The organism is Listeria booriae (assembly GCF_000766865.1).
Classification (GTDB): Bacteria; Bacillota; Bacilli; order Lactobacillales; family Listeriaceae; genus Listeria_A; species Listeria_A booriae.
The window spans coordinates 164,593-191,146 of record NZ_JNFA01000029.1 but is presented as its reverse complement, the minus strand read 5'-3'; the positions used below and the strand labels follow the sequence as shown (position 1 = coordinate 191,146).

At 42.9% G+C, this 26,554-nt stretch carries 29 protein-coding genes and 1 other annotated feature; of the genes, 1 reads left to right on the top strand and 28 read right to left on the bottom strand.

Annotation, left to right across the window (positions count from 1 at the left end):
• Positions 1-116: 116 nt before the first annotated feature.
• The 14 genes from dtd to ruvA all read right to left on the bottom strand — a co-directional run bounded on the left by dtd (position 117) and on the right by ruvA (position 14,428).
• A complete protein-coding gene (gene dtd, locus EP57_RS14695) occupies positions 117-572 on the bottom strand; it encodes a D-aminoacyl-tRNA deacylase (RefSeq protein ID WP_036087899.1) in 456 nt (151 codons plus the stop codon).
• Between the two features lie 15 nt (positions 573-587).
• The gene (locus tag EP57_RS14690) at positions 588-2,807 is read right to left on the bottom strand and encodes a RelA/SpoT family protein (RefSeq protein ID WP_036087896.1); all 2,220 of its coding nucleotides are present in this window, start codon (positions 2,805-2,807) and stop codon (positions 588-590) included.
• A 168-nt stretch (positions 2,808-2,975) separates the two neighbouring features.
• Entirely contained in the window at positions 2,976-3,497 is a 522-nt protein-coding gene (locus EP57_RS14685) for an adenine phosphoribosyltransferase (protein WP_036087895.1), read from the bottom strand.
• The gene (recJ, locus tag EP57_RS14680) at positions 3,494-5,860 is read right to left on the bottom strand and encodes a single-stranded-DNA-specific exonuclease RecJ (protein ID WP_036087893.1); all 2,367 of its coding nucleotides are present in this window, start codon (positions 5,858-5,860) and stop codon (positions 3,494-3,496) included. The genes EP57_RS14685 and recJ overlap by 4 nt, the downstream gene beginning before the upstream one ends.
• Positions 5,861-5,959: 99 nt before the next feature.
• Entirely contained in the window at positions 5,960-6,295 is a 336-nt protein-coding gene (locus EP57_RS14675; protein WP_036087891.1) for a LapA family protein, read from the bottom strand.
• 13 nt (positions 6,296-6,308) lie between these two features.
• Positions 6,309-6,863, bottom strand: a complete 555-nt coding sequence (locus EP57_RS14670) for a hypothetical protein (RefSeq protein WP_036087888.1) — start codon at positions 6,861-6,863, stop codon at positions 6,309-6,311.
• Between the two features lie 85 nt (positions 6,864-6,948).
• Positions 6,949-7,206, bottom strand: a complete 258-nt coding sequence (locus tag EP57_RS14665) for a hypothetical protein (protein WP_036087887.1) — start codon at positions 7,204-7,206, stop codon at positions 6,949-6,951.
• 112 nt (positions 7,207-7,318) lie between these two features.
• Positions 7,319-9,580, bottom strand: a complete 2,262-nt coding sequence (gene secDF / locus EP57_RS14660; protein WP_036087886.1) for a protein translocase subunit SecDF — start codon at positions 9,578-9,580, stop codon at positions 7,319-7,321.
• 70 nt (positions 9,581-9,650) lie between these two features.
• Positions 9,651-9,938 (bottom strand): post-transcriptional regulator, encoded by a 288-nt coding sequence (locus EP57_RS14655; protein ID WP_036087884.1) that lies wholly within the window; start codon positions 9,936-9,938, stop codon positions 9,651-9,653.
• A gap of 227 nt (positions 9,939-10,165) precedes the next feature.
• Positions 10,166-10,498, bottom strand: a complete 333-nt coding sequence (gene yajC / locus EP57_RS14650) for a preprotein translocase subunit YajC (RefSeq protein WP_052167707.1) — start codon at positions 10,496-10,498, stop codon at positions 10,166-10,168.
• 34 nt (positions 10,499-10,532) lie between these two features.
• Positions 10,533-11,672: a tRNA guanosine(34) transglycosylase Tgt gene (gene tgt, locus EP57_RS14645; protein WP_036087883.1), complete on the bottom strand. Its 1,140-nt coding sequence runs from the start codon at positions 11,670-11,672 to the stop codon at positions 10,533-10,535.
• Between the two features lie 89 nt (positions 11,673-11,761).
• Positions 11,762-12,793, bottom strand: a complete 1,032-nt coding sequence (queA, locus tag EP57_RS14640) for a tRNA preQ1(34) S-adenosylmethionine ribosyltransferase-isomerase QueA (protein WP_036087882.1) — start codon at positions 12,791-12,793, stop codon at positions 11,762-11,764.
• Between the two features lie 14 nt (positions 12,794-12,807).
• Positions 12,808-13,809 carry a Holliday junction branch migration DNA helicase RuvB gene (gene ruvB, locus EP57_RS14635; protein ID WP_036087880.1) on the bottom strand — a complete coding sequence of 334 codons (1,002 nt, stop codon included), beginning with the start codon at positions 13,807-13,809 and terminating at the stop codon, positions 12,808-12,810.
• Between the two features lie 16 nt (positions 13,810-13,825).
• Positions 13,826-14,428, bottom strand: a complete 603-nt coding sequence (gene ruvA / locus EP57_RS14630; protein ID WP_036087877.1) for a Holliday junction branch migration protein RuvA — start codon at positions 14,426-14,428, stop codon at positions 13,826-13,828.
• Positions 14,429-14,583: 155 nt separating this feature from the next.
• Between ruvA and EP57_RS17020 the strand changes: the two genes are divergently transcribed.
• Complete coding sequence (locus EP57_RS17020; protein ID WP_159106439.1) at positions 14,584-14,739, top strand: hypothetical protein; 156 nt, start codon at positions 14,584-14,586, stop codon at positions 14,737-14,739.
• A gap of 52 nt (positions 14,740-14,791) precedes the next feature.
• Here EP57_RS17020 and EP57_RS14625 read toward each other — a convergent pair whose 3' ends face one another.
• From EP57_RS14625 to minD, 14 genes are all read right to left on the bottom strand, one after another.
• A complete protein-coding gene (locus EP57_RS14625) occupies positions 14,792-15,730 on the bottom strand; it encodes an L-lactate dehydrogenase (protein ID WP_036087874.1) in 939 nt (312 codons plus the stop codon).
• A gap of 73 nt (positions 15,731-15,803) precedes the next feature.
• Positions 15,804-15,935, bottom strand: coding sequence for a hypothetical protein (locus tag EP57_RS17290; protein WP_255309241.1), 132 nt, complete (start codon positions 15,933-15,935; stop codon positions 15,804-15,806).
• Positions 15,936-16,275: 340 nt separating this feature from the next.
• Positions 16,276-16,647, bottom strand: coding sequence for a DUF4064 domain-containing protein (locus tag EP57_RS14620; RefSeq protein WP_036087873.1), 372 nt, complete (start codon positions 16,645-16,647; stop codon positions 16,276-16,278).
• A gap of 68 nt (positions 16,648-16,715) precedes the next feature.
• Entirely contained in the window at positions 16,716-17,441 is a 726-nt protein-coding gene (locus tag EP57_RS14615) for a YebC/PmpR family DNA-binding transcriptional regulator (protein WP_036087871.1), read from the bottom strand.
• A 119-nt stretch (positions 17,442-17,560) separates the two neighbouring features.
• A complete protein-coding gene (gene pheA / locus EP57_RS14610) occupies positions 17,561-18,418 on the bottom strand; it encodes a prephenate dehydratase (protein ID WP_036087868.1) in 858 nt (285 codons plus the stop codon).
• An 18-nt stretch (positions 18,419-18,436) separates the two neighbouring features.
• Positions 18,437-19,726 carry a GTPase ObgE gene (obgE, locus tag EP57_RS14605; RefSeq protein WP_036087866.1) on the bottom strand — a complete coding sequence of 430 codons (1,290 nt, stop codon included), beginning with the start codon at positions 19,724-19,726 and terminating at the stop codon, positions 18,437-18,439.
• Between the two features lie 153 nt (positions 19,727-19,879).
• Entirely contained in the window at positions 19,880-21,373 is a 1,494-nt protein-coding gene (gene glpK / locus EP57_RS14600; protein WP_036087862.1) for a glycerol kinase GlpK, read from the bottom strand.
• 44 nt (positions 21,374-21,417) lie between these two features.
• The gene (locus EP57_RS14595; RefSeq protein WP_036087860.1) at positions 21,418-22,230 is read right to left on the bottom strand and encodes an MIP/aquaporin family protein; all 813 of its coding nucleotides are present in this window, start codon (positions 22,228-22,230) and stop codon (positions 21,418-21,420) included.
• A 356-nt stretch (positions 22,231-22,586) separates the two neighbouring features.
• Complete coding sequence (rpmA, locus tag EP57_RS14590; RefSeq protein ID WP_036087858.1) at positions 22,587-22,877, bottom strand: 50S ribosomal protein L27; 291 nt, start codon at positions 22,875-22,877, stop codon at positions 22,587-22,589.
• Between the two features lie 14 nt (positions 22,878-22,891).
• Complete coding sequence (locus EP57_RS14585) at positions 22,892-23,212, bottom strand: ribosomal-processing cysteine protease Prp (protein ID WP_036087856.1); 321 nt, start codon at positions 23,210-23,212, stop codon at positions 22,892-22,894.
• A gap of 21 nt (positions 23,213-23,233) precedes the next feature.
• Positions 23,234-23,542, bottom strand: coding sequence for a 50S ribosomal protein L21 (gene rplU, locus EP57_RS14580; protein ID WP_036087854.1), 309 nt, complete (start codon positions 23,540-23,542; stop codon positions 23,234-23,236).
• Positions 23,543-23,554: 12 nt separating this feature from the next.
• Positions 23,555-23,630: a sequence feature (ribosomal protein L21 leader region), on the bottom strand.
• A gap of 62 nt (positions 23,631-23,692) precedes the next feature.
• Positions 23,693-25,039 (bottom strand): ribonuclease E/G, encoded by a 1,347-nt coding sequence (locus EP57_RS14575; RefSeq protein WP_036087852.1) that lies wholly within the window; start codon positions 25,037-25,039, stop codon positions 23,693-23,695.
• Positions 25,036-25,665 carry a hypothetical protein gene (locus EP57_RS14570; protein ID WP_036087850.1) on the bottom strand — a complete coding sequence of 210 codons (630 nt, stop codon included), beginning with the start codon at positions 25,663-25,665 and terminating at the stop codon, positions 25,036-25,038. The genes EP57_RS14575 and EP57_RS14570 overlap by 4 nt, the downstream gene beginning before the upstream one ends.
• A gap of 87 nt (positions 25,666-25,752) precedes the next feature.
• On the bottom strand, positions 25,753-26,553 hold the full coding sequence (minD, locus tag EP57_RS14565; protein WP_036087848.1) for a septum site-determining protein MinD: 801 nt from the start codon (positions 26,551-26,553) through the stop codon (positions 25,753-25,755).
• Position 26,554 lies beyond the last annotated feature (1 nt).

Below are 26,554 nucleotides of genomic sequence, written 5' to 3'. Positions count from 1 at the left end.
GTACTTTTTAGCGAATCTTTGTGTATTTTTGGACATAATTAGGAAGCTATTTAGGCACATGAAAAAGGAGCTGACAACTGCCAACTCCTTTTGACTTAATAATTTACATAAAACCGCTATTTCCCCAAAAGCTCCTGCGAATCTAAAATAATCGTAATCGGCCCATGGTTCACGATCCGAACATCCATAAAAGCGCCGAAAACCCCAGTCTCCACAACAAGCCCTTCTGCTGCTAACATCTCATTAAACAAATCATATAACTTCGACGCCTCATCCGGAGAAGACGATTTCGTAAAACTAGGACGTCTCCCTTTCTTCACATCCGCATATAACGTGAACTGCGAAACACTTAAAATCGCGCCACCAGCTTCTTTTATCGATAAATTCATCTTGTCCGCATCATCTTCAAAAATCCGCAAGCCAACAATTTTTTTCGCAATATATGCTACGTCTTCTGCCGTATCTTCATGGGTAAAGCCAACAAGCAAACAAAGCCCGCTAGCGATTTCTCCCACATTTTCACCATCTATCGTTACACTAGCTTCATAACATCTCTGTGCCACCACTCGCATGTAAACACCCTCCTGCTAATTCATTAGACGACGCACCGTATATACATCTGGAATTTGTTTAATTTTGTCAACAACACGTTGTAAATGATTAATATTATGAATTTGCAATGTTAGTACGAGCGTCGCCATTTTGTTATTATCCACTTTTGCGTTGACACCGTTAATATTGCTTGTCAGGCTGTTTACGACCTGCAAAATATCATTTAGCATGCCATTGCGATTATAGCCAAACACTTCGATATCGACGTTGTAGTCCGTTTTAGCGGTCATATCCGCATCTTCCCACTCCACATCAATCAAGCGTTCCACATCAGGGCCAGTGACATTCGGGCAGTCCTTACGGTGAATCGAAATCCCGCGGCCTTTCGTAATGTAACCAACAATCTCGTCACCTGGAACCGGATTACAACAGCGCGATAAACGAATCAGCAGATTGCCGACACCTTGCACGACCACGCCCGCATTATGTTTAATTTTCAGGCGTTCATTATTGCTATCCGTTGGGTTCTTCGCTTTCGTTTCCACTTTATTTAAAAGTTTCTCCGTTTGCTCCTCCAGCTCGCGTTCTCGGCGTTCCTTCTCTGTTAAACGATTCGCTACTTGCAAGGCCGTAATACCGTTATAGCCCACAGCCGCAAACAAATCATCTTCGTGACTAAAATTCAACCGTTCTGCTAGCTTATTAATATTCTCCGTCGTCATCACTTTCTTCGGCTCAAAATCAAGCTGGCGCAACTCTTTTTCGACCATATCACGGCCTTTTTCGACATTCTCTTCCTTCGCTTGGCGTTTGAAGAATTGGCGAATCTTGTTCTTGGCCTGCGAGGTCTGCACGAGTTTCAACCAGTCACGACTTGGTCCATACGAATGCTTCGACGTCAAAATTTCAATAATATCGCCCGTCTTCAATTTATAATCCAACGTCACGATTTTACCGTTAATTTTCGCACCAATCGTCTTGTTTCCAATCTCAGTATGAATCCGGTAAGCAAAATCAAGCGGCACCGAACCATTCGGCAACTCAAAAACGTCACCTTTTGGCGTGAAAACATACACCACATCTGTAAATAAATCTAATTTCAACGATTCCATGAATTCTTCGGCATTCTCAGACTCATTCTGATACTCAATAATTTCACGGAACCAGCTCATTTTATTATCAAAAGAAGTCTTCGAGTTGATGACTTTTCCTTCTTTGTAAGCCCAGTGCGCCGCAACCCCGTACTCTGCAATTTGATGCATTTCAAGCGTTCTAATTTGCACTTCCAAAGGCTCACCTTGTGGCCCGATTACCGTCGTATGAAGCGATTGATACATATTTGACTTCGGCATCGCAATATAATCTTTAAAACGGCCAGGCATCGGCTTCCAACGCGTATGAATAATACCTAAAACCGCGTAACAGTCCTTAATACTATCGACAATAATCCGGACCGCTAACAAATCATAAATTTCGTTAAACTGCTTGTGTTGCTCTGACATTTTACGATAAATCGAATAAATATGCTTCGGGCGTCCTGAAATGTCAGCCTTAATATGCAATTCATCCAAATTCTCGTTCACACCATCAATGACATCACGTAAATAACGCTCACGCTCATCCCGTTTCTGCTTCATCAAGTGCACGATGCGGTAATATTGTTGCGGATTCAAATAGCGCAGCGCCGTGTCTTCTAACTCCCACTTCACACGCGAAATCCCCAAACGATGCGCAATCGGTGCAAAAATTTCTAGCGTCTCGTTCGCAATCCGGCGCTGTTTCTCGACTGGCAAATGCTTTAATGTACGCATATTATGCAGTCTATCGGCCAATTTCACGAGCATAACACGAATATCTTGTGCCATCGCGATGAACATTTTACGGTGGTTTTCCGCTTGTTGTTCTTCATGTGATTTATATTTAATTTTCCCCAATTTCGTTACACCGTCCACAATCATTGCGATTTCTGGTGTAAATGCTTCTTCCAAATCCTGAATAGTAACAGGCGTGTCTTCCACAACATCATGCAAAAAGCCTGACGCGACCGTTGCTGGGTCCATCTCAAGTTCAACGAGAATTCCTGCAACTTGGATTGGGTGAATGATATAAGGTTCCCCCGATTTACGGAATTGATCCTTATGCGCTTCCCGTGCGTAATCACAGGCTTTTTTGACAAGCGCAAGATGCTCCTCATTCATGTAATGAGAAGCCAGTTCAATTACTTGATCCGCTGTTAAATTTTGTTCTTTAGCCATAATCCCCTCACACCCTTTTCATCCCAGCTATTATAAGTATGTAAAAGCACCCACGCAAATGAGTGCTTTTTAAAATGATTCTTATTTGGTATTATATCATGTTTTGGACGGCTAACAAAGTAATTTTGTTGCATTATGCCTTAAAAAACACAATTCTATAGCCATTACTTAGAAATCCATTAAAATAAGGCGATCATAGCCCGCTAATTTCTTGTGGCCTTCTAGCTCTGTTAATTCAATTAAGAACGCACAGCCAGCAACAACGCCGCCTAGTTCTTCCACAAGTTTAATCGTGGCTTCAATCGTGCCACCAGTTGCTAATAAGTCATCCGTGATTAATACGCGTTGACCCGGTTTAATCGCATCTTTATGCATCGAAAGTTTATTCGTACCGTATTCCAAATCGTATTCCATATCCACTGTTTCACGCGGTAATTTATTCGGTTTACGAACTGGCGCAAAGCCAATGCCAAGCGAATAAGCCACTGGACAACCAATAATAAAGCCACGTGCTTCTGGTCCAACAATGACATCCACGCCTAATTTCTTCGCATAATCTACAATTTGATCCGTTGCAAATTTGTAAGCTTCACCATGACTCATCAGTGGGGTAATATCTTTAAAGACAATCCCTTCCTTCGGCCAATCGTTTACAATCGCTACATAACTTCTTAATTCTTCTAAGTTCATTGTACTATTTCCTCCAAAATTGAATTCCCCTTCGAATTCATCAACTTCTCAATCCACGCATACAACTCGTTGTAGTTAGAATAGAGTAACTTCTGTTCCATCGCCATTCGATATTCTCTCACTTTATACACTTGTGAGTCTTCCAAATTGCGCTTTTCTTGCACGTCATTCAATCGAACCACGCCATCTTCCATTGTAGCAAAATTTAAGTCAAAAAACACGCGAGACATAAAATCTACTTGCTCACTTGTCCAACTAAACTGCTTACAAAGCCTTGCCATGTTTTGCTGTAGCGGGAATGGTTGGTGTTTTTTTAGCACCGCATAAAACTGGGCAAAATGTTGTCGACTTGGCATGGAAGCAATCGCGTTTCCATTTTCCGATGCAACATGTAAGTAAATGCGCTGCGCCTGTGTTTTGGCAACAATTGCTTCTAATACCGCCACATCTTCCGGCATATCTGCAAAAATAACATCTTTCGTTGCCAAATCATCCGCAAAATCCCTCGCTGTCTTCACTTGCGCACAAATAAGTGCCGGATTCGCCGCAAGTAACGCATCACGTGTTGCCTGTTGGAAACAAATAAATACTTTATCACTAGTTCCGCCAGCTTGCAATAGCTTTTCCCATTCACCACGACTACGCACATCAAAAAGTTGCCAATGACCAATTTTCAAATCAACAATACGCAGTTGGGGTTTTCGCATATTGTTCCATTCGTTAATCGATAGTTCGCCGACAATGTCAACACGCGCCATCGGAGAAATTTTTTCAACTAATTCACCAGTACCAAAACCAACCGCATCAAGCACCGCGCCTGATTCAGAAGTAATTGCCGTTTTCAGATGCGTCTTGTCCGCGCCGATTCGTTTCGTGCCATCCAGCTTCACACCTTCTAACGCAAAAACTGGCTTCGGATTATCCGTCCCAAACGGCGCCAACTTATTTAGCTGACCGATAAATTCAAGCGTCACTGACTCAACAGGAATCGCCTCTTCCACGCGCAGCACAGAAACAAAATCTTCTGGCGCCAACGTTTCGCGAGCACGCTTCGCTAAATTAGCACGCAAAGCCGGTATATCCGCCACATTAAGCGTCATACCAGCAGCCATCGGGTGACCACCAAACGCCGTTAACAATTCATGATTCGCATCAAGCGCCTTGTACAAATGAAACGCCTCAATACTCCGTCCAGAACCTTTCGCAAGTCCCGTCACATCATCAATACCAAGTACAATCACAGGTCTCGCATAGCGATCCACCAATCGTGAAGCCACAATTCCTACAACACCAGGATTCCATCCCGCTTTACCGAGCATGAAAACCTCGTTCCCGTCACCAAGAAATTCCGCTTCAATCATCGCAATCGCTTCCTCAGTAATTTGCGTCACAATCGCTTGCCGTTCCTTGTTCGCCTCATCAATTTCTTCCGCCAAAAACACCGCTTCCTCCGGGTCTTCCGTTAGCAACAAGTCCGCCGCTGGATCTGCCGGGCCAAGACGCCCAACTGCATTCAAACGCGGCGCAATCGTAAAGCCAATCGTTTCTTCCGTAGCTTCCGAAAGCTTCGTACTAGCGAGTTTGGCAAGCGCAGCCACACCGATATTCGGATTATCCCGCAAGATTCGCAGTCCTTTTTGCACAAATAGGCGGTTTTCATCCGTTAGCGACACCAAATCGGCCACCGTCCCAATCGCCACCAAATCCAATAATTCCGTCGGTTCCTCACCTAACAACGCGTGAGCCAGCTTATAAGCCACGCCTACGCCCGCTAGATCAGGGAATGGGTAATTCGATTCCGGGTGCCGCGGATGAATCACAGCGACCGCCTCAGGCATCGTCTCCTTCGCCTCATGGTGATCCGTCACAATCACATCCAACCCAATCTCTTTCGCATGCGCCATCACATCCAGCGCCGCAATCCCATTATCCACCGTAATCAGCAATCCAACACCTGCATCTTTCGCCTGTGTAAACGCCGCCTTATTCGGCCCATAACCTTCCGTAAACCGATTCGGAATATAAAATTCAGCCTCCGCACCGAGTTTGCGAAGTGCTTTTAACAACACCGTCACACTCGTCACGCCGTCCGCATCATAATCCCCAAACACGAGAATTTGTTCCCCCGCATCAATCGCCTGCTTAATTCGCGTTACCGCAAGCTCCATCTCCGCAAGTAAAAACGGATCATACGCCTCATATTTATCTGGATGTAGAAATTTATCTAATTGACCAGCAGTCGTAACTTTGCGGCGCGCATATAATTCCGCCATCGGCAACGTGCATTGCAACGCTTGCGCCACCTGCTCCATCGCTTTCTCGTCCGCCGTTTCCAGCTGCCATTTATATTTCGAATGAATCATGCTCTTAAGCCCCCCTCAACCTTACCCATTATACCGAAAAAATCCTAAAAAGTACATGAAACAAAAAAGACCGCTAAAAATAGCGATCCTTCCTGATTATCAAATTGTTGGTGTTGGTTGTTCCGGTTTGTCCGCCACTTCTACTTCTGAAACTTTCACTTTACGCGATTTTTCAGCAGCTAATTGACGTTCCAATTCCCGTTTCGCATTTTCCGATGTCTTCACTTGTTTTTTAAGCGCATTTACACGCACGATGTTCAGACAGAAGAAAATCAGACAGCCCACTAAAACTGATCCTAAAATCACCAGAATCAGTGGCCATTCCGCTTTTGCAAACAAGAAATTGACCTCGACCCCGTCCACGTTCACAATCGCGAACACTGCAATAACAATTGCCAAAATAATACCTACAATCACTTGCCATTGTACTTTCATCTTCAAGACCTCCCTACTTATTCTCGTACAGCATCGCTACATTCGCCAAATCACGTGTCCCCATTTGAATATCCAAGATCGCCGCCAGCTCAAAATGAACTTCACCATAAGATTCTGCGTTCTCATCCAAATCCTCAAAAACCACATGATTATCAACGAAATGCCGTACATATCCCTCTAACATTTCACGTTCGTCATCTTGATCTAAATAAATTCCCAGCGGTATTTTCTGCGCCAACGCTAAACGAAGCATATTCACAAATAAATCACCAAACATCGGCAATTCCAAATCTTGATGTCGTTCCGCATGTAAAGCATACAACTTTTCCGTCCGTCTGGCAATCTGTCCACCATCATCCACCCGAAAAATCGTCGAAAGCGTCATCACAACATATCCAGCAGCACGCGACTCACTAGAAACCTTCCGCAAAACAACATAATCCTTCGTCAGCAAATATACAAAACCAGTATACCGCTCATCTTTTCTCGTCGTGTCATTATAAATAAACACAATCGTCTGCCTTTTCAGCGCATTTTTCAATAGCCGCTCTAAAATCTCTCTGTCCATCAAAATCTCCTCATTTCAAACATAGTCATCTGAGGACGAGCGATTTTTCTATTTCTTGCAATACCTTCTCACACCAACCATCTCCTTAAAAAGTAAATACCCAACCTGCCATATAAATAAGCGTCAAACCACCTAAAATAAGTAACGTTTTCATCACATACCACGGCAAAATCATCAAAATAAACGCAACAATACCGAGTACGACCGAAATGATAAATGAATCCACTCCGTCAAAATCAGGCCATCCTCCGTCTAGCCAACCTTTATGCCATCTCTTCGGGTAAAATAATCCGAAAACAAAGATGCCACCACCTAATGCTATCAATAAAATCTGCCAAATCATGCTTTTTCATCGTACCCTTCTCACGTATTAAAAATGCCGAATGCCTACCCCGACCTGATTGCTCAGATTGGATAGACATTCGGCACGAAACATAGCTTATCTTGCCGAAAGATTAAACGACAGGTTGATCATTTCTAGCGCGTTTTTTCTTCTTCTGTGTTTGGATAACGCCTTTTTTCTTCAGTTCGCGTTTCTTGAATACATACCACAATTGCATTGCCATGAAGATGGATGAGAATACACTAGATACTAATCCAACTAATAGCGCAATCGAGAAGTTCAGAATCGACTCGTTACCAAAGATAATTAAAGCGACAACCGTGAATAACACAGTCAAAATCGTATTAATCGAACGGATAAATGTTTGACGCAACCCGTGATTGACTGCAAAAGCAATATCTTCCGGTTTCTTAAAGCGTCCCATTTTGTAAGAAACATCGCGAATCCGGTCTGCCGTAACGATCGTATCATTAATCGAATAACCGATAACCGTCAGCACCGCCGCGATAAACGTTAAATCAACTTCCAGTCGGAAAATACTAAAGAAGATGAAAATCACGAATGCATCGAATAGGAGTGACAGAATCGTCGCAATCCCCATCGACATTTCAAATCGGAAAGCAATATAAATGACAATCAAGATAGACGCAATTGCCAGTGCCCATAAACCATCTTTCGCGAGCTCCTGTCCAACTGTTGGCGTAACCGTGCTAATATTCGGATCCTCGCCATACTCTTTCTTGAAGTGCTCTTTAAATTTAGCAACTTCGCTTTGTGTTAGCGCACCTTTATAACTAACAACCGCTGTTTTATTGTTGTTTTGGAAATTGACATCATCCGAAGGCATATCAATCGATTTCAAATCTTTATTGATCTGTTCTTCCGTCAGTGCATGCGTTGCCGTAATCTCAGCACGCGTACCACTAGCAAAGTCAATACCAAGGTTCAACTTGAACACAGAAAGTATCACAATACCAATAACGACAATCACTGCAAATGTCGTCAAGAAAGCACGATGGTGTTTAACAAAATCATATTTATCAAAATGCGTTTTCAAGTCGAACGTTTGCTTACCTTCGTGTAGGTCATGAATATCCTTACGACGAACAGCGAACAATCCAGGTTTATTGTTCAAGGCATTACTACTTACAAGAAGCCCCATAAGCGCTCTTGAACCCCAAACCGCTGTTAAGAAACTTACTAAAATACTAATAATCAATACCGTCGCAAAACCTTTAATCGAGCTTGTACCGAAGTAGAAAAGAACCCCAGCAACAATCAGTGTCGAAATATTTCCATCAAAAATCGCTCTGAAGGATTCTTTTCCACCTGTATCGAATGCTGTTTTCGTGGACTTACCAACCTTGAGTTCTTCCCTTATCCGCTCGTAGGTAATAACGTTGGCATCTACCGCCATACCTATACCGAGAATCAGCCCGGCAATACCTGGTAGTGTAAGGGTTGCATTTAATAAACCTAAAATTAATAAGACAATATACGTATATGCAACTAATGTAATCGATGCAACAACACCAGGTAAACGATAGACAGCCATCATGAAAATAAAGATAGCAGCCACACCAATAATACCTGCCAAAATGGTTTCCGCTAATGCGTCTTGACCAAATTGCGCACCAACAGATGTAGAGTAAACTTCCGTTAATTTAACAGGAAGCGCTCCAGAATTCAGCAAGTTCGCCAATTCTTTCGCAGAATCCATCGTAAAGCTACCAGAAATCTCTACTTTTTTCGTGTCCAGTTCTCGGTCTACGTTAGGCGCAGAAAGAAACGCTGGTTTTTCTTTGGAACGTTCGGTTTTGTATTTCAAACCTTCTTTCCAATCCAACCAAATAACTAATTGATTGTCTGGAGCCATTCCGGCAACTGTTTTCGTTACGCTAGCGAATTTGCTCTTATCTTTTAGTTCTAGTGTAACAATGGCTTGGTTCTTGTCGTTTGTGACAGCTTTTGCACTGCCTGGCACGAGGTCACTACCGTCCATCATCAGCTTGTCATTCGCATCACGGAACGATAAGACTGCTTGTGTTGATAGGATTTTACGTGCTTCATTTTGATCGGTAACACCCGCTAGTTGTACACGAATCCGGTTACCACTTTCAATCGTGATGACAGGTTCGTTAACCCCCAAAGCATTAATACGTTGATCCAGCGTTGCCACCGTCTCTTTTAGTACATCATTGGTTACTTCGCTTTTCCCATCGGCTGGCTTCACTTGGTATAAAACCTCGAAACCACCTTGTAAATCGAGGCCAAGATTTATTTTATCTAGAACCGGTTTTGCTGTAAAAATAACCGTTCCGAAAATAATTGCCACGACAAGGAAAAACGTGATTAGCTTACTTTTCTTTATCATTTCTTTCTAATTCCTCCCTCATCTACTAACAACAGACACCTTTGTAGGCGCCATTACGCTATGTAGACTGCTACTCTTGACCTTCCGGAAGCACTTCTATGATTTCTTCTATCGGTGCTTCTTGCGGCGGTCCCATGGTTATGAAATCCATGAGTGATGCTATTTTCATTTGTAAAATGTCGTGAATGCGTTGATGTAGTGGTGGGTTTTCTTGATCTTTCCAAACGACTTCATTCAAAAAAGACCAGATGTGTTCCGCTTTAATTTCGCGATACCCCATGAGTTGAAAATCTTCTACTCGAATTAAAATGGCTGGTTCTATTTGGTCATAGCATTCCTTGTTGAATCCCTCTCTCATTCCTTACACCTTCTTTTTTCAAACAACATAGATTCATTTTATCTAATTATCTAGGAAATGGGAAGCATAATCTACGAAAAAAACAAATCTTTCTGCCAAATGTGTCCAAGAAAACGGTTAACAACCTAAAAATCCACCAAAACATAGTTCTTATATACCCATATCTAAACAAGAAAAAACAAGCCAATGCAAGGAATTTTCATTCATGGCTTGTTTTTATCAACCTATTATTTTACGTCTTCCTTTGTTTCTACTTCCGTTGTTGGTACTTCTTCAACTTCCGCTTCCACAACTTCTTCCTCAACTGCGTCTGATTTCGCTAATACAGTACGAACTGCATTGCGATCAAAAGTTAGCTCGCTGCCAGCACAATCAAGTACAACATTGCCATCTTCAATTGCTACAACTGTTCCGTGCAATCCTCCGATAGTAATGATTTTATCACCTTTCGATAAACCACTTTGCATTGCATTGACTTCTTTTTGACGTTTTTGTTGTGGACGAATAAGCAAGAAGTAGAACAATACAATCATAAGTAATAATGGGATTAACATTGCCATGTGTTTATTCAGCTCCTTTCGTTATTAGTCTATATTAGAAATTTTTCGCATTCGGACCGTTAAGACCATATTGCTCAAAAAATTCTTCCCGGAAATCAGCAAGGCGGTCATTCATAATAGCACCGCGAACCTGCTCCATTAAGTGTAACAGAAAATGTAGATTATGATAAGTAGTAAGTCTAATGCCAAACGTTTCATCGCAACGAAGCAAATGACGAATGTAGGCACGCGAGTAATTTTTACATGTGTAGCAATCACATGCCTCATCAAGTGGTCTAAAGTCACGCGCAAACTTAGCGTTACGAACAACTAAACGACCTTGGCTTGTCATACATGTGCCGTTCCTAGCAATACGCGTAGGTAGCACACAGTCAAACATATCTACACCGCGAATAACACCATCAATCAGCGCATCAGGAGAACCAACTCCCATTAAATAACGCGGTTTATTGCTTGGAAGTAGCGGCGTTGTATATTCCAATACCTCATTCATAATATCTTTCGGCTCACCAACGGACAAACCGCCAATCGAATAACCCGGAAAATCCATCGATACTAAATCACGCGCACTTTGTTCCCGCAAATCTTTGTAAGAACCCCCTTGCACGATTCCAAAAAGCCCTTGATCATGCGGACGAGCGTGTGCTTTCAAACCACGTTCTGCCCAGCGAGATGTACGTTCAATCGATTTTTTCATATATTCATGTGTTGCTGGATACGGCGGACACTCATCAAAGGACATCATAATATCCGAACCGAGCGAGTTCTGCACTTGAATCGCTTTTTCAGGAGATAGGAATAACTTATCACCGTTCAAATGATTGCGAAAATGCACGCCTTCTTCTTTAATATCGCGCATATCACTCAAGCTAAACACTTGGTAACCACCCGAATCCGTTAAAATTGCCTGATCCCAGTTCATAAATTTATGGAGACCGCCAGCTTCTTCAATTAAGTCTTCCCCTGGTCGTAACCACAAATGATACGTATTGCTCAAAATAATACCCGAACCCATCGCTTTAAGCTCTTCTGGCGACATTGTTTTGACCGTTGCAAGCGTTCCAACTGGCATAAACATTGGCGTATCAAAAGAACCGTGTGGCGTATGAATTTTACCAAGACGGGCACCTGTTTGCTTATCTGTTTTTATTAGTTCATAGGTAATCGCAGCCATTTTCTACCTCTTTCTATTTCATTATATCCAATCCATAGCATATCTAAAAAAGCACCGAAAAACAAGTGTTTTCTAGTAAAAAATAAAAATTAGGCATAAATAAACATTGCATCGCCGAAACTAAAGAAGCGATATCGTTCTGCTACCGCATGCTCATATGCCACCATAATGTTCTCGCGACTCGCCAGCGCACTAACAAGCATAATCAATGTCGACTTCGGCAAATGGAAGTTCGTAATTAATGCATCCACTGCTTTAAACGTATAACCTGGCGAAATAAAAATATCCGTCCAGCCACTATCTTCCTGCAATTGCCCGTCAAACTTCGTCGCAATTGTTTCCAGCGTCCGAATCGAAGTCGTGCCGACTGCCACAATTTTGCCACCCGCCGCTTTCACCGCGTTTAGCTCTTGCGCTGCCTCACGTGTTAACCGATAAAATTCCGAGTGCATCTTATGATTTGCCGTATCTTCCACATCTACCGGTCGGAACGTCCCCAAGCCAACATGTAGCGTCAGAAAGACCACTTTGACACCTTTAGCACGCACTTCTTCCAACAAATCTTGCGTAAAATGAAGGCCCGCTGTCGGAGCCGCCGCAGAACCATTTTCCCGCGCAAACACCGTCTGGTAGCGATCTTGATCCTCTAATTGCTCTTTAATATAAGGCGGCAAAGGCATTTCCCCAAGACGCTCCAAAATTTCATAAAAAATCCCGCTATATTCAAACTGCAAAATCCGACCGCCATGTTCTAACTCTTCCAAACAAACCGCAGAAAGTTCGCCGTCACCAAACTGAATACGCATCCCTTTTCGAATCCGTTTCGCTGGCTTAACTAGCGTCTCCCAAGCATCGCCTTCCTTTTGCTTCAAAAGCAGCACTTCAATATGCGCACCCGTCTCTGCTTTTTCCCCGTGAAGTCGCGCCGGAAGCACACGCGTATCGTTCAATACAAGCGCATCTCCCGCATGCAGCTGTTCCAAAATCGCAGGAAAATGAGCGTCTTCAATAGCGCCCGTTTCCTTATTTACTAACATTAAACGACTCGACGTCCGATCAAGCAATGGCGTCTGCGCAATTAACTCTTCTGGTAATTCAAAATCAAAATCTTCTACTCTCATCCCGACACACCTTTTCATTCACTTTTCGTTAAACCTAAATGGGCATAAGCCGCGTCCGTCACTAATCGTCCCCGTGGCGTCCGCTGCAAAAAGCCAATTTGTAATAAATACGGTTCTTGCATATCTTCAATCGTTTCCCGTTCTTCACCAATGCTTGCCGCAATCGTGTCTAAGCCAACCGGCCCACCGCGAAACGAGTGAATAATCGTCGTCAACAACCGCTGATCAATCGTATCCAAACCACGCGGGTCCACTTGTAGCAATGTCAACGCTTCCCGCGCCAAACTCTCCGTCACCAAACCATCGCTACGAACTTGCGCAAAATCACGCACCCGTTTTAACAACCGATTCGCAATACGCGGCGTCCCACGAGACCGTCTCGCAATTTCTACCGCCCCGTATTTGTCCACTTCCGTATCCAAAATATCCGCCGTCCGCGTCACAATCTCCGTCAAATGCTCCTCCGAATAAAACTCCAGATGATCAATCACGCCAAACCGATCCCGCAAAGGCGCCGATAACTGTCCAGCACGCGTCGTCGCACCGATCAGCGTAAATGGCGGCAAATCCAAGCGCACCGATCGCGCCGTAGGACCCGTCCCAATCACAATATCCAAACAATAATCCTCCATCGCCGGATATAAAATCTCCTCGATTGAGCGATTCAAACGATGTATTTCATCAATAAACAGCACATCGCCAGGTTCAAGTGTCGTCAAAATCGTCGCCAAATCCCCCGGTCGCTCAATCGCTGGACCACTCGTCGTGCGCATCGTTGTCCCCATCTCATTCGCAATCACCATCGCAAGCGTCGTCTTCCCAAGCCCAGGAGGTCCGTACAAAAGCACATGATCCAGCGCCTCTTCCCGCTGTTTCGCCGCTTCAATAAACACTTCTAAATTATGCTTTACCTTTTCTTGCCCGATATATTGTGCCAAGGTCTGTGGGCGAAGACTCTTCTCGAAGGAAATTTCCTCTTGATTCACATTTTCACCAGAAACGATGCGGTCTTCCATGTCACATTCCCCTTCCTTACTTCGTCATGAGCTGCAATGCCAGTTTAATATAGTCATTGCTCGTCAATACTTCTTTTTCCAATTTCGGCAATACTTTCTTCAATTCACGCGTACTGTAACCAAGTGCTTCCAAAGCCAGTACAGCCTCTTCAAGCGCCGGTGGCAAGCCATCAGAAATATCTTTCGTCGCTTTTTGTACCGTAATTTGATCCGCCGCGACATCGGCCAGTTTTCCTTTTAAATCAAGAATAATTTGGCGTGCCGTTTTTTTCCCAACACTCGGGAATTTCGTTAAATACACATCATCTTCCGCTTCAATCGCCGAAATAAGCGGAACTGGATCGCCCGCTGCAATAATCGCTAACGCACTCTTTGGTCCAATGCCCGACACGCCGAGCAATTTTTTAAATAAATAGCGTTCTTCTGCTGTTTGGAAGCCGAATAAAGAAATATTGTCTTCGCGCACATGCTGATATAAATAAACCTTCGTCTCCTGCCCCTCTAGGCTCGAAAAAGAAAAAGGATTTCCCGTAATAATTTGATAACCAATCTGACCTGTCTCAATCACGATGTACTCTGGAGAAATATCCGTCACCGTACCTTTTATATACTCATACAAAGAAAATGCCCTCCATCAAATTAAATTCACTCCTTCCATGATAGCATAAAAAAGAACATTTGTACTATCAAAAAAGCTATATTCCGAGAATTCCACACGCACCATCTTGTGAAAATTCATGAAATCGCATACAATAAAAGAAAGGAGGCGTAACCATGACAGAAAAAACCATCACAAAATCACTTAAAAAATTCGTACATCTCGCAGCCTCGGCACTCAATCCAGCAAGCCGTTCCACCTCCAATTACGAAATCCAACAAAAATTAAAACAACTTGACAAAGAAGATCAAAACAATCCGAAATCACGATGAAAAACAGCGATTCATAACGCCGAATCGCTGTTTTTGCTATCTATTTATTTATTTATCCCAAGTGCCCAATATTCTCTGCGATAACAGCAGCTGAAGCATCAAATTGTGACTTCTCTAGTTCGTTTAATTCAAGCTCGATAATCTCCTTCACGCCATCTTGCGCTAGTACAGCCGGAACGCCAATTGCGATGCCAGACTTACCGTACTCACCTTCCAATATGCACGAAACCGCCAAAGCGCGATGACTACCGCTGAAAATGTTGCGAGAAATTTCCACAATCGTTCCAGCAATACCATACTCCGTACAACCTTTTTGATGATAAATTTCAAAACCAGTATCTCGCGCCCGTTCTCCAATAGCCTTCAAATCAAACTCTGTTCCGAATTTTTGTTTGCTATACGCATTAATCGATTTCCCGTAAACAGAAGAATGGGACCACACTGGAAACTGCGAGTCGCCATGTTCACCGAGTACAAAAGCATCAATACTTTGTGGCGCCACATCTAATTTTTCAGAAAGCAAACGACGTAATCTAGTCGTATCAAGCCAAACGCCCGTTCCAAGCACGCGATGGCGAGGTAACCCGGATAACTTCCAAACTTGATACGTAATAATATCCACTGGATTCGCCGCCACTAAGAAAATACCTTCAAATCCATTTTTCATCATGTCTGGAACAATGTTCGCAATGATTCGCGATGTACTTTTTAGCTCGTCAAGTCTTGTTTGACCTTCTTTCAAAGCTCCTGCCGTCACGGTAATTACCGCGATATCGATATCTTTGCAATCTTTTGCCTCACGAACACTGATCTTCATCATGCCGTGCGTGAAAGCCGCTGCATCCGCTAAATCTTTGCGATGCCCTTCCACACGTTCTGTATTCAAATCAACGAGCACCAATTCCTCGCAAATATTCTGATTCACAAACGCATGTGCTGCCGCTGAACCGACGTTCCCAGCACCAATAATCATTACTTTTCTAGGCTTCATATGAAATCACCTTCCTTACAATCTAGTTCCCATTTTACACAGAATCAAACCGAAAGAAAAGTGCTATTTTAGATTATTTCTGCAAATTCTCCACTTTCACCAAATCAGCACTCGCAATCACGCCATGCATTTGGTAAGCAAAATACCCCGTTAATCCTAATAACAAAGTTCCTAATACCGCACCTGTAATTATTAATTTCTTCATATCAATCGCTCCAATCGCCTTATTTATGTATTTATCTTACCAATATGGCGCTTGAGATTCCCTCGATTTAGATGACTTATACCTTACAATTTTGACACAAAAAAAAGAAAAGGTGTATAACCCAAATAAATCGGCGGCAAGCGCTCGTATTCAGGGGATTTGGCGGGCTTCCGGTTCTCACATACCCAAGTATGCTCCGCTTCCGGCTTCCACCAAATCCCCTGAATACAAACGCTTTCGCTCGATTTGCGTAAAGCAGAAATCTCGTCTTACCCAGAAAAAGGGAAACACGATTCCTTACTTATTTTGCGTTAAAATATGGTTTATATTAAACTTTGGTTTAGAAATCATCATATGGCGATGTTTTGCGCGATACGCACATGATTCCGGAAATGATTAATAGTACGCCTGGTACAATCCAAAGTAGTTGAATGAGGACAAAACCAATTCCGCCTGCGATGATTAGCAGGATTCCCCAGACTTTTGGATTCCTTTTTAATAGGCATGCTGCAACGATACCAAATACGGCTACAAAAAATACGACGATACTTGCGAAAAGTAAACCTAGCCCGTAATAATTAGCAAACATTGGATCCGCATCGAAGGCACCAATTCCTGTTAGCACTAAGCCTGAAATCAGCGCTGTGCATGAAGCAATGACACCTGTAATACCGCCAATTAAGCCTAATATAAATTCTGCTGTTCTGTTCATATCTTGTTCTCCTTCACATTTTATTATCCCCTAAGCCTACACTATCCTAAGCCTTGTGTAAAGGCAATTCAATAGCCAATCGCGTTCGTGTATACTTCTTGTACATCATCGTCATCTTCTAACGCATCAATCATCCGCTCAAACTGTTCTTTTTTGTCCTCGGGGATATCATTGGAAACTTGCGGAATCATTGATAGCTCTGCTGTTACAAAAGCATAACCAGCTTCACTTAACGCGTCCTTCACGTCTGTAAAAGCACTGGCTTCTGTGTACACTTCGAAAGCTTCTTCACTCGTCTCTACATCATCCGCGCCAGCTTCAATTGCTTCTAACATGAATGTATCCTCATCCACTTCTAAATCCGCCCGCTCAATGACAATATAGCCTTTTCGATCAAACATATAGGCAACACTTCCTGTTTCACCGAGACTCCCGCCGTTTTTATTGAACGCCACACGAACATTCGTAGATGTCCGATTCCGATTGTCCGTTAACGTATGCACTAAAACCGCAATGCCACCAGGGCCATATCCTTCGTACGTAATTTCATCATAATGCTCGCCTGCCGTGTTTCCTGCCGCCTTATCGATTGCCCGTTTAATATTATCATTCGGCATATTGACTGCCTTTGCTTTATCCACAACAAGCCGTAACGCCGCATTTGTACTAATATCCGCCCCAGCCTTTGCCGCCACAAAAATTTCTTTGGCTAACTTTTGAAACACTTTTGCCCGCTTCGAGTCTTGTGCATTTTTACGACCTTGTATGTTTTTCCATTTCGAATGCCCTGCCATGTTCTACACTCCTTCAAACGTTTTTCTACTTAAAAGTCTAGCTTAGTTAGCGGAAAACTGCAATGGAAAAGGGTATCAAAAAAAATCATGCCTTCACTTACGGAGACATGATTTCTAGATTATTTCACTTTTACTGGTAAACGATACACATGATAAGTGCCTAATTCACGCGTTGTGCCGCCTAGCAAGGCGATTTCTTCTAATGCGTTTTGTACTAGTTGAGCTTCTCCGTCCGATAACAGATCAATCAGGAAGAAATACTCGCCGAGTGATGTTTTTAATGGGCGTGATTCGATTTTGCTCATATCGATGTTGCGCCATGCGAAAGTTGCGAGTACTTTATGAAGCGCTCCGGGCATATTGTTTGGCAAAATAACGCTGACCGATGTTTTTTCTTCTTCGCGGTCTGGCAAAGCGATGGTCACAGGATGACGACTTAAAACGACAAACCGAGTCTGATTTAGTTCGATATCTTGCGCGTTTTCTTGCACAATCGTTAAACCGTACGTTTCAGCCGCCATATAAGGCGCGATAGCCGCGATTAGCTCATCTGGGTGTTTGCTTACCCATTCTGCCGCATAAGCCGTAGAAGGCGTTGTTTCGCGCTCTACGCCATACAGCTCTGTTTGTAAAAATGTATGGCATTGCGCGATAGCTTGCGGATGTGACATTACTTTTTGAACAGATTGCCATGTGTTGCTGTTATTCGGGTGAACCATGACGTGTTGCGCAATTGGAACAACAATTTCGGCAACAATTGGAACGCTCGACTGATGGAACAAATAATCTAGCGTCACATTCACTGTCCCTTCAATTGTATTCTCAATCGGAACAACCGCCACGTCCACGCGTCCTTTTTCAATCGCCATAATGCAATCTGGAATCGAGGCATAAGCAACCGCCTCATCATGAGGAAAAGCGCTCACCGCCGCCGTATGTGTAAATGTTGCCACAGGCCCCAAGTAACCAACCTTCATAAACATGCCACCCCTTTATTACTCGATGAATTCAAACTCGAAATCGAATAGACGAACGATGTCACCATCTTGTGCCCCACGTTTACGAAGCGCATCATCGACACCCATCGCCCGCAGTTGACGAGAAAAGCGTTGAATCGACGCATCACGTTCGAAGTTCGTCATCGCAAATAGACGTTCTAATTTCTCACCAGTCAGTACATACGCGCCATCAGGATCACGCGAAATTTCAAAATCAGGTGCTTCTGCTTCGAATTTGTACAGTACTGTATCCTCTTCTTCTTTTTCTAGTAGTTCATCCAACGGGAATTCCGGTGTATTTTCCAATTTATCAGCAACAGACAAAATCAAAGCGTTCAAACCTGATTTTGTAACTGCAGAAATTGGGAATACAGGAACATCCTCTGTTAATTTTTCTTTAAACATAGCTAGTTGTTCTTCTGAATCTGGCATGTCCATTTTGTTAGCGACAATCACTTGTGGGCGTTCCATCAAGCGTAAATTGTACTGCTCAAGCTCCTTATTAATCGCCAAGTAATCCTCATATGGATCGCGACCTTCCGAAGCAGACATGTCAATCACATGCACGATAACACGCGTACGTTCAATATGGCGTAAGAACTGATGCCCCAGACCAACACCTTGGCTAGCCCCTTCGATCAATCCCGGTAAATCCGCCATAACAAAACTACGACCATCCCCAGTGTCCACCATTCCTAAATTAGGAACAATCGTTGTAAAATGGTACGCCGCGATTTTCGGACGTGCTGCAGAGACAACTGATAACAATGTCGATTTACCAACACTTGGAAAACCTACTAGGCCAACATCGGCTAATACTTTCAACTCTAATTGAATCGTACGTTCTTGACCTGGTTCCCCGTTCTCGGAAAGTTCAGGCGCCGGATTGGCAGGAGTGGCAAAACGTTTATTCCCACGACCACCACGACCAGCTTTAGCGATTAACGCTTGTTGACCATGCGCAACTAAATCGGCAATCACTTCGCCCGTTTCCACGTCTGTAATAACGGTTCCTTGTGGTACCTTCACGACTAAATCATCCGCGCCACGACCGTGCATACTTTTACTCATCCCGTGTTCGCCACGTTCTGCTTTAAAACGACGTTGATAACGGAAATCGACTAACGTCCGCAAACCTTCATCTACTTCAAAAACAACATTACCACCATTACCACCGTCACCACCTGCTGGGCCACCGTTTGGTACAAATTTTTCACGACGAAATGCAACCATTCCATCTCCGCCATCACCGGCTCTTACATATATCTTGACTTGATCTATAAACATAATCATTCTCCCGTCCAATTTTATATCATCTGTTCATTATAACCAACTTCACCTACAAATGTCATCCTTTTTCGGATATTTTATTTTAAAGATGCGTTTTTAACCAAAAAATAAAAAAGAAACACCCGGTCTTGAATGGGTGCTTCCATCTTATTATTTGAACGCTTGCGCCGCTTTGACAGCCTTTTGCCAGCCGCCATATAGCTCGTCACGCTCGTCATCTTTCATTTCTACTTCAAATTTCTTATCTAACTTCCAATGTCTCTTAATTTCTTTCTTGTCTTTCCAAACGCCAACTGCAAGGCCAGCTAGGAATGCCGCGCCTAAAACGGTTGTTTCGCGATTTTCAGGACGTTCTACCGGTACATTTAAAATGTCTGCTTGGAACTGCATTAAGAAGTCATTGGCACATGCACCACCATCAACGTGCAGTAATTTCAGCTCAATACCTGAATCTTTTTCCATTGCATTAAGAACGTCTTTTGTTTGATACGCTAGCGATTCTAATGTCGCGCGGATAAATTGTTCTTTCTCTGTGCCACGTGTTAAACCGAAAACGGCACCGCGTACATCGGAATCCCAATATGGCGCACCTAGACCGACGAATGCTGGTACGACATACACACCGTCTGATGATTCAATGCGAGACGCATAATTTTCAGAATCGCCAGAATGACGTAACATCCGCATGCCATCACGAAGCCACTGAATCGCCGAACCCGCTACAAAAATACTACCTTCTAGCGCGTACTCGACTTTGCCATCAATTCCCCAAGCAAGTGTTGTCAGCAAGCCCGTATCTGATTTAACCGCTTTGTCTCCCGTGTTCATCAACAAGAAACAACCAGTTCCATATGTGTTTTTCGCCTCGCCTTTTTCAAAACAACCTTGACCGAATAACGCGGCTTGTTGGTCACCAGCGATACCTGCTACTGGAACTTCCTCACCGAAGAAGTGATAAGGAACCGTCGTGCCATATACCTCAGACGATTGTTTTACTTCTGGAAGCATTACTTTTGGAATGTTTAGCATTTCTAGCAATTCATCATCCCACTGCAAATCATAAATATTATAAAGCAAAGTCCGCGACGCGTTCGAATAATCCGTCACATGGGCTTTTCCGCCAGTTAATTTCCAAACAAGCCATGTATCAATCGTTCCAAATAGTAATTCGCCATTTTCCGCACGCTCTTGCGCTCCGTCCACATGATCCAAAATCCAACGCGCTTTCGTTCCCGCAAAATACGCATCAATGAGTAGACCCGTTTTATCGCGAACCATATCATTGTAACCGTCTTTTTTCAGTTGATTACAGATATCTGCTGTTTGACGAGATTGCCAAACAATAGCGTTATAAATCGGATTTCCCGTTTCTTTTTCCCAAACAACCGTCGTTTCACGCTGATTCGTAATACCAATACCAGCCACTTGCTTCGACGAAATATTGGTTTTTAAAAGAACGCCCGCAATAACCGCTAGAATCGATGCCCAAATTTCATTGGCGCTATGCTCCACCCAACCCGGTTTTGGAAAAATTTGCTCGAATTCTTTTTGTTCTACGCCGATAATTTCGCCAGTTTCATCTACAATCATGGCTCTTGAACTCGTCGTACCTTGGTCTAATGCTAAAATATATTTTTTCTCCATCAATAAATCCCCCTTAAATTATATGTGCCCGCAGTTCCATTTTGTCACGCTTTTTGTTTTTTGTCGAGTTGCATGGTTCCAAGTAAAATCACAAGGAACAGTGCTATGAAAATCCATAACCAAACGTTAAAGTCACCGTTAATCACGGCATTGTAACCAAGTCCGCCTAACGCACCACCGACAATTGGTCCAAGCACTGGCACCCAAGAATACGCCCAATCCGAACCACCTTTTCCAGCAATCGGCCAAACAAAATGCGCAATCCGGGGACCTAAGTCACGCGCTGGATTAATGGCATACCCAGTCGTACCACCAAGTGACATCCCAATAACAACGATCAAACCACCAACAACTAGCGGATTCAAACCTTCTGAAAACTTGTTTGCGCCAATCGATAAAAGTCCGAAAATCAAAATAAATGTACCTAATGCTTCACCAAAGAAATTCGATGTATAATGACGAATCGCTGGTGCTGTTGAGAACACGCCTAGTTTTGTAGGTTTATCCTCTGTTTTCGCCCAGTGTGGGAAATAGTGAAGCCATACAAGCGTCGCCCCAAGGAACGCTCCGATAAATTGTGCAGATATGTAAGGGAAAACATCTGCCCAAGGAAATTTACCCGCAAGTGCCATACCGATTGTTACCGCAGGGTTCAAATGCGCCAAACTCATGTATCCGGATACATAAACCCCCATCGTAACAGCTAAGCCCCAAGCAAGCGTAACAACGACCCAACCGCCTGCCTCTGCTTTCGATTGCTTCAATGACACGCCTGCCACAACGCCCCCACCGAATAGCACTAAAATCATCGTACCTAATAATTCACCTAAAAATTGTGTGCCAATACTTGTGTCCATTGATTTCAACTCCTTTTGATTTTCTAGTCAGCACTTCCGCAACGAAAAATACCCCTTGTCACTTAGTAGCACTAACCCATACCTCATTTATTTCAAAAAAAGAATGACAACCAAAACAAAAACCTGTACAGCACAGACTTTCTCACGTTTTGATTGTCATCTCTTCTCCTGACAAAATATTAACTTACAGCTATTAAACCATATCAAGAAAACGCTGTCAACCCTTTACTCCCATGAGTTTGCTTGTGTTTTATTGCACTTGTTATAAGAACTATACCCCATCGCCGCACACCGATAAACATTGTTCTTAATAAAACATAAAAAAGAGACCTTCCCGAAGAAAGATCTCTTACATATTATGCTTCTTGTGCTACTGGATAAACACTAACTTTTTTCTTGTCACGGCCCATACGTTCAAAACGTACAACACCATCAGCTTTAGCGAAAAGAGTATCGTCGCCGCCGCGTCCAACGTTAGTTCCAGGATAAATTTTTGTTCCACGTTGACGGTAAAGGATAGACCCACCAGTCACGAATTGGCCATCAGCGCGTTTAGCACCTAAGCGTTTCGACTCGGAGTCACGTCCATTGGATGTAGAACCACCTCCTTTTTTATGGGCAAAATGTTGAATATCAAATTTTAACATGAAAATTCCACCTCCTACTTTTTGGAGTTAATTGTAATATAATCAGGATAGCTATACGCTAAAGATATCAATTGATGCTCCATGCCCTCCAGCAATATTTGAACGACCTCGTTACCTTCTAAATCCTCAGGAACGGAATAATAAAGATAACCATCTTCTTCTTCCATCACAGGCTCTATTCCCATCTTCTCACTAATCGCATTTACCATGCCAAAAGCAATCGATGTCGCGCCTGCACATACTAAATCTGCACCTTGCTCAGCAAAATTCGCATGTCCATCCATCTCAAAAGCAACAATTTGTTCATCACGCCGAATAAAATCTGCATGAATCATAAGTATCATCCCCTTTAAAAATTAAGCGTTGATTGTGTCAATCGTTAATTTTGTATAAGGTTGACGATGACCTTGTTTTTTGTGATAGTTCTTTTTAGGCTTATATTTGAAAACAGTCAATTTCTTAGCGCGACCTTGTTTTTCAACTTTAGCCGTTACTGTTGCACCTTCCACGAATGGAGCTCCAACTTTAACAGCGTCACCACCAACAAAAACGACTTTGTCAAATGTTACCACGTCACCAACTTCACCTGCTAATTTCTCAACATAGATCTCTTGGCCAGCTTCAACTTTAACTTGTTTTCCACCTGTTTCAATAATTGCGTACATACTTGCACCTCCTCATATACTTAGACTCGCCATCACAGGGGATTACCGAAGCAATACTTAACCCAGCTCTGTGCGGTTGTAGCATGGTGCGCTACAAACATAACATTAGAATAATACCATATAAAGAAAGCCCGTGTCAACTAGCTATCTCTAATGTTCTACTTGCGAAATCCGATAAAACGGTTTTACATCATCCGCAATCATCCAATCGATATCCCCATCAAACACAATTTCGTCCAAAAAGGCATCCATTACGTCCATCGTCACAGTCACTGCCACATAACTAGGATCACTTGCAAACACACCACGAAGCTCCCGTTCCATCTGGTAAATAAGCGTCTGCGCGGAAGCCACAAATCCCGTCCCTTCACAAACTGGACAAGTACAATGCATCTCCTCAAGCAACGATTTCTGGCGCTTTCGTCTCGTCAGCTGCATCAAACCATTCTCTGAAATAGCCTCCACACGCAATGTTGTTTGATCTAAAGCCGCCATATCCTCCATACGCGTACGCAAAGTGGCTAACTGCTGCTTATCCATGCCGCTCATAAAATCAATTAAAATTAGACCACTCATATTACGTAATTTCATTTGTCGTCCAATTTCGCTCACCGTCGATAAATTGACAGACGAAGCAACATGATCACTTTTTCCTTTAAAATTGCCCGAATTGATATCAATAACCCACATGGCTTCCGTTTTTTCGATGACTAAAGAAGTTCCATTGCTCAAAAAAACAGTTGGGCGCAGCAAACGATTAATCGCAACTTCTAAATTGTATGTCGAAAAAATGCCGCCTTTTTCATGAAATAGCGTGACATTCGTAAACGATGCTTTCAATTGCCGGCAACATTCAGCGTCATCACAAATAATTTCTGCATCACTCGTTGCGAGTGGATGTTTGTGCAGAATCGATGCAATACTTTCCGTCGCGCTATATAGTTTCCGATTCGCGCCCTTCGTATTAGCTATAATGCCTTGCATTTCCTGCCGCGCCTTGCTTAACATGTGCTCTAATTCTACAAATGGTACATCAACCGCCGCTGAACGAATAATGACACCTTCTTGCTCGCTTAATAATGGCGCTATTTGTTGCTGAATCGCCTCTTTTTCTGGCATCGGAATTTTCCTGGATACCGCGACAAATGTGCTTCCATAACTGTACACAAGCGCGCTCTGCGATAATTCGATGATGCCGGTTAATAATGCCGCCTTTGTTGCGCTTCCCTCACGTTTCACCTGCACTGGCAGTTTCAAGCCCTCATGGACCGCCTTTGTTGCTGGAATATCCTTTAAATGTATAAACGCGTTTTCTTTATAGCCAATGTTTACAAAAGCTGTTTTTAGCTTCTGATCTATTTTTACAATCGTGCCTAAATAAATATCTGAAACTTGCGGTTCATTTGATGGTCGCATAATCTCCAAGTCCACCAACTGATTTCCATCTAAAAATGCCACACGTTTTTCCTTGCCAACAGCATTAACAATAATTCTCAATGCCAAGCCTCCCGAATACAATATTTTTTTATATTTCGATGCCAAATACCGATAGAGTTTTTCGAAACCTCGTATCTATCCGCCAACACCTGTTGATCAAAATCTTTTAGCTCAGGATGCCCCTTCACAATCACAGCATACTCTACTGCTCCAACGATAGATTTATAATTTACATTACTTTTAATTGATTTTGGATATGTATCAAAAAATTGGCGTAACATTTGCTCCATGTCCCTAGCAACTGCTGGTTTATATCGCGCAGCCATCTCGTTCGAACACGCAATAACATCTTCTATCTTAAAAGGTCGTAGCCTTTCGACAAACACATGCTCATCCATACTGTCACCAATCGCTCTTTCCCACGCATAGAGTTCACTTTTCTTCAGGTTATACGACTCAATAAATTTATCAAAAAAAGCTTGCTTATCCGCTGGCGATAAATACATATAACTCGAAGTTGCTACCGCCGCCCTCCATTCATCCTCAGATAACCAGTCTGTATACATCAAAACATGATTAATCGTCTTCAAACATCGAGGTTCAGACTGTTTTTCAAGAGGCAAAGGATTCCTGCCTTTATAAAATGCCAAAATCGTATGTGCACTAGTTCTATCCAATTCATCCATGAAGTTCTCCTCCTTGTAGCAAAAAAGTTGGTCATTAATCAAGAAAACGCTTCTCGATTAACATATCCAACTTTTGTTATCTGTAAATTAATTTGAACCAAACAAACCTTTTAGCTTACTGAAAAATCCTTGTTTCTGCTCGTCAATAGACATCAGCGGAATAGATTCTCCTAAAAGTCGACGCGCAATATTTCTGTATCCGATACTCGCCCGGTTACTAGCTTGCATTGCGACAGGTTCGCCACTATTGGAAGACTTAATAACCTCATCATCATCAATGATAATTCCTATCAACTCAATTGACAAATGTGTAGTTATCTCATCAATATCCATTACTTCTCCATTGCGCATCATCTGCGTCCGGATACGATTAATAATAAGTTTTGGTGCTTCAATCTCTTCTTGCTCTAACAAACCAATAATCCGATCAGCATCACGAACCGCCGAAATCTCAGGCGTCGTAACAACTAAAGCACGATCAGCGCCAGCAACAGCATTCTTATACCCTTGCTCAATCCCCGCTGGACAATCGATTAAAATAAAATCATAGTCAGGCTTCATTTGCGCAATAAGCTCTTTCATTTGCTCCCCAGTGACGGCACTCTTATCCGTCGTTTGGGCTGCTGGTAAGAGAAACAGCAAATCATCGAAGCGCTTATCTTTAATAACGGCTTGATGCAACTTGCAACGCCCTTCTACAACGTCCACAAGATCATAAATAATTCGATTCTCCAAGCCAAGCACAACATCTAAATTTCGAAGTCCGATATCCATATCGACTAAGCACACTTTCTTTCCTTGCAATGCAAGTGCTGTTCCTAGGTTGGCCGTCGTCGTTGTTTTACCAACGCCACCTTTTCCTGAAGTTATTACTATAGCCTCACCCATG

What these genes read in the sequence shown, in the direction of transcription:
- EP57_RS14675 (WP_036087891.1), bottom strand. Translation starts at nt 6,295, where the DNA reads ATGAAAGTACAATGGCAAGTGATTGTAGGTATTATTTTGGCAATTGTT.
- EP57_RS14685 (WP_036087895.1), bottom strand. Translation starts at nt 3,497, where the DNA reads ATGAACTTAGAAGAATTAAGAAGTTATGTAGCGATTGTAAACGATTGG.
- ruvB (WP_036087880.1), bottom strand. Translation starts at nt 13,809, where the DNA reads ATGGAAGACCGCATCGTTTCTGGTGAAAATGTGAATCAAGAGGAAATT.
- EP57_RS14690 (WP_036087896.1), bottom strand. Translation starts at nt 2,807, where the DNA reads ATGGCTAAAGAACAAAATTTAACAGCGGATCAAGTAATTGAACTGGCT.
- obgE (WP_036087866.1), bottom strand. Translation starts at nt 19,726, where the DNA reads ATGTTTATAGATCAAGTCAAGATATATGTAAGAGCCGGTGATGGCGGA.
- EP57_RS17290 (WP_255309241.1), bottom strand. Translation starts at nt 15,935, where the DNA reads ATGAAGAAATTAATAATTACAGGTGCGGTATTAGGAACTTTGTTATTA.
- EP57_RS14670 (WP_036087888.1), bottom strand. Translation starts at nt 6,863, where the DNA reads ATGGACAGAGAGATTTTAGAGCGGCTATTGAAAAATGCGCTGAAAAGG.
- tgt (WP_036087883.1), bottom strand. Translation starts at nt 11,672, where the DNA reads ATGGCTGCGATTACCTATGAACTAATAAAAACAGATAAGCAAACAGGT.
- minD (WP_036087848.1), bottom strand. Translation starts at nt 26,553, where the DNA reads ATGGGTGAGGCTATAGTAATAACTTCAGGAAAAGGTGGCGTTGGTAAA.
- pheA (WP_036087868.1), bottom strand. Translation starts at nt 18,418, where the DNA reads ATGAAGGTTGGTTACTTGGGGCCTGTGGCAACATTTACACATACGGCG.
- EP57_RS14615 (WP_036087871.1), bottom strand. Translation starts at nt 17,441, where the DNA reads ATGGCAGGGCATTCGAAATGGAAAAACATACAAGGTCGTAAAAATGCA.
- EP57_RS14620 (WP_036087873.1), bottom strand. Translation starts at nt 16,647, where the DNA reads ATGAACAGAACAGCAGAATTTATATTAGGCTTAATTGGCGGTATTACA.
- dtd (WP_036087899.1), bottom strand. Translation starts at nt 572, where the DNA reads ATGCGAGTGGTGGCACAGAGATGTTATGAAGCTAGTGTAACGATAGAT.
- rplU (WP_036087854.1), bottom strand. Translation starts at nt 23,542, where the DNA reads ATGTACGCAATTATTGAAACAGGTGGAAAACAAGTTAAAGTTGAAGCT.
- recJ (WP_036087893.1), bottom strand. Translation starts at nt 5,860, where the DNA reads ATGATTCATTCGAAATATAAATGGCAGCTGGAAACGGCGGACGAGAAA.
- EP57_RS14585 (WP_036087856.1), bottom strand. Translation starts at nt 23,212, where the DNA reads ATGATTCATGCAGATTTTATTCGGCGTGATGAACAAATTGTTGCTTTT.
- EP57_RS17020 (WP_159106439.1), top strand. Translation starts at nt 14,584, where the DNA reads ATGACAGAAAAAACCATCACAAAATCACTTAAAAAATTCGTACATCTC.
- EP57_RS14625 (WP_036087874.1), bottom strand. Translation starts at nt 15,730, where the DNA reads ATGAAGCCTAGAAAAGTAATGATTATTGGTGCTGGGAACGTCGGTTCA.
- EP57_RS14655 (WP_036087884.1), bottom strand. Translation starts at nt 9,938, where the DNA reads ATGAGAGAGGGATTCAACAAGGAATGCTATGACCAAATAGAACCAGCC.
- yajC (WP_052167707.1), bottom strand. Translation starts at nt 10,498, where the DNA reads ATGGCAATGTTAATCCCATTATTACTTATGATTGTATTGTTCTACTTC.
- glpK (WP_036087862.1), bottom strand. Translation starts at nt 21,373, where the DNA reads ATGGAGAAAAAATATATTTTAGCATTAGACCAAGGTACGACGAGTTCA.
- rpmA (WP_036087858.1), bottom strand. Translation starts at nt 22,877, where the DNA reads ATGTTAAAATTTGATATTCAACATTTTGCCCATAAAAAAGGAGGTGGT.
- secDF (WP_036087886.1), bottom strand. Translation starts at nt 9,580, where the DNA reads ATGATAAAGAAAAGTAAGCTAATCACGTTTTTCCTTGTCGTGGCAATT.
- EP57_RS14665 (WP_036087887.1), bottom strand. Translation starts at nt 7,206, where the DNA reads ATGATTTGGCAGATTTTATTGATAGCATTAGGTGGTGGCATCTTTGTT.
- EP57_RS14595 (WP_036087860.1), bottom strand. Translation starts at nt 22,230, where the DNA reads ATGGACACAAGTATTGGCACACAATTTTTAGGTGAATTATTAGGTACG.
- queA (WP_036087882.1), bottom strand. Translation starts at nt 12,793, where the DNA reads ATGAGAGTAGAAGATTTTGATTTTGAATTACCAGAAGAGTTAATTGCG.
- EP57_RS14570 (WP_036087850.1), bottom strand. Translation starts at nt 25,665, where the DNA reads ATGGATGAATTGGATAGAACTAGTGCACATACGATTTTGGCATTTTAT.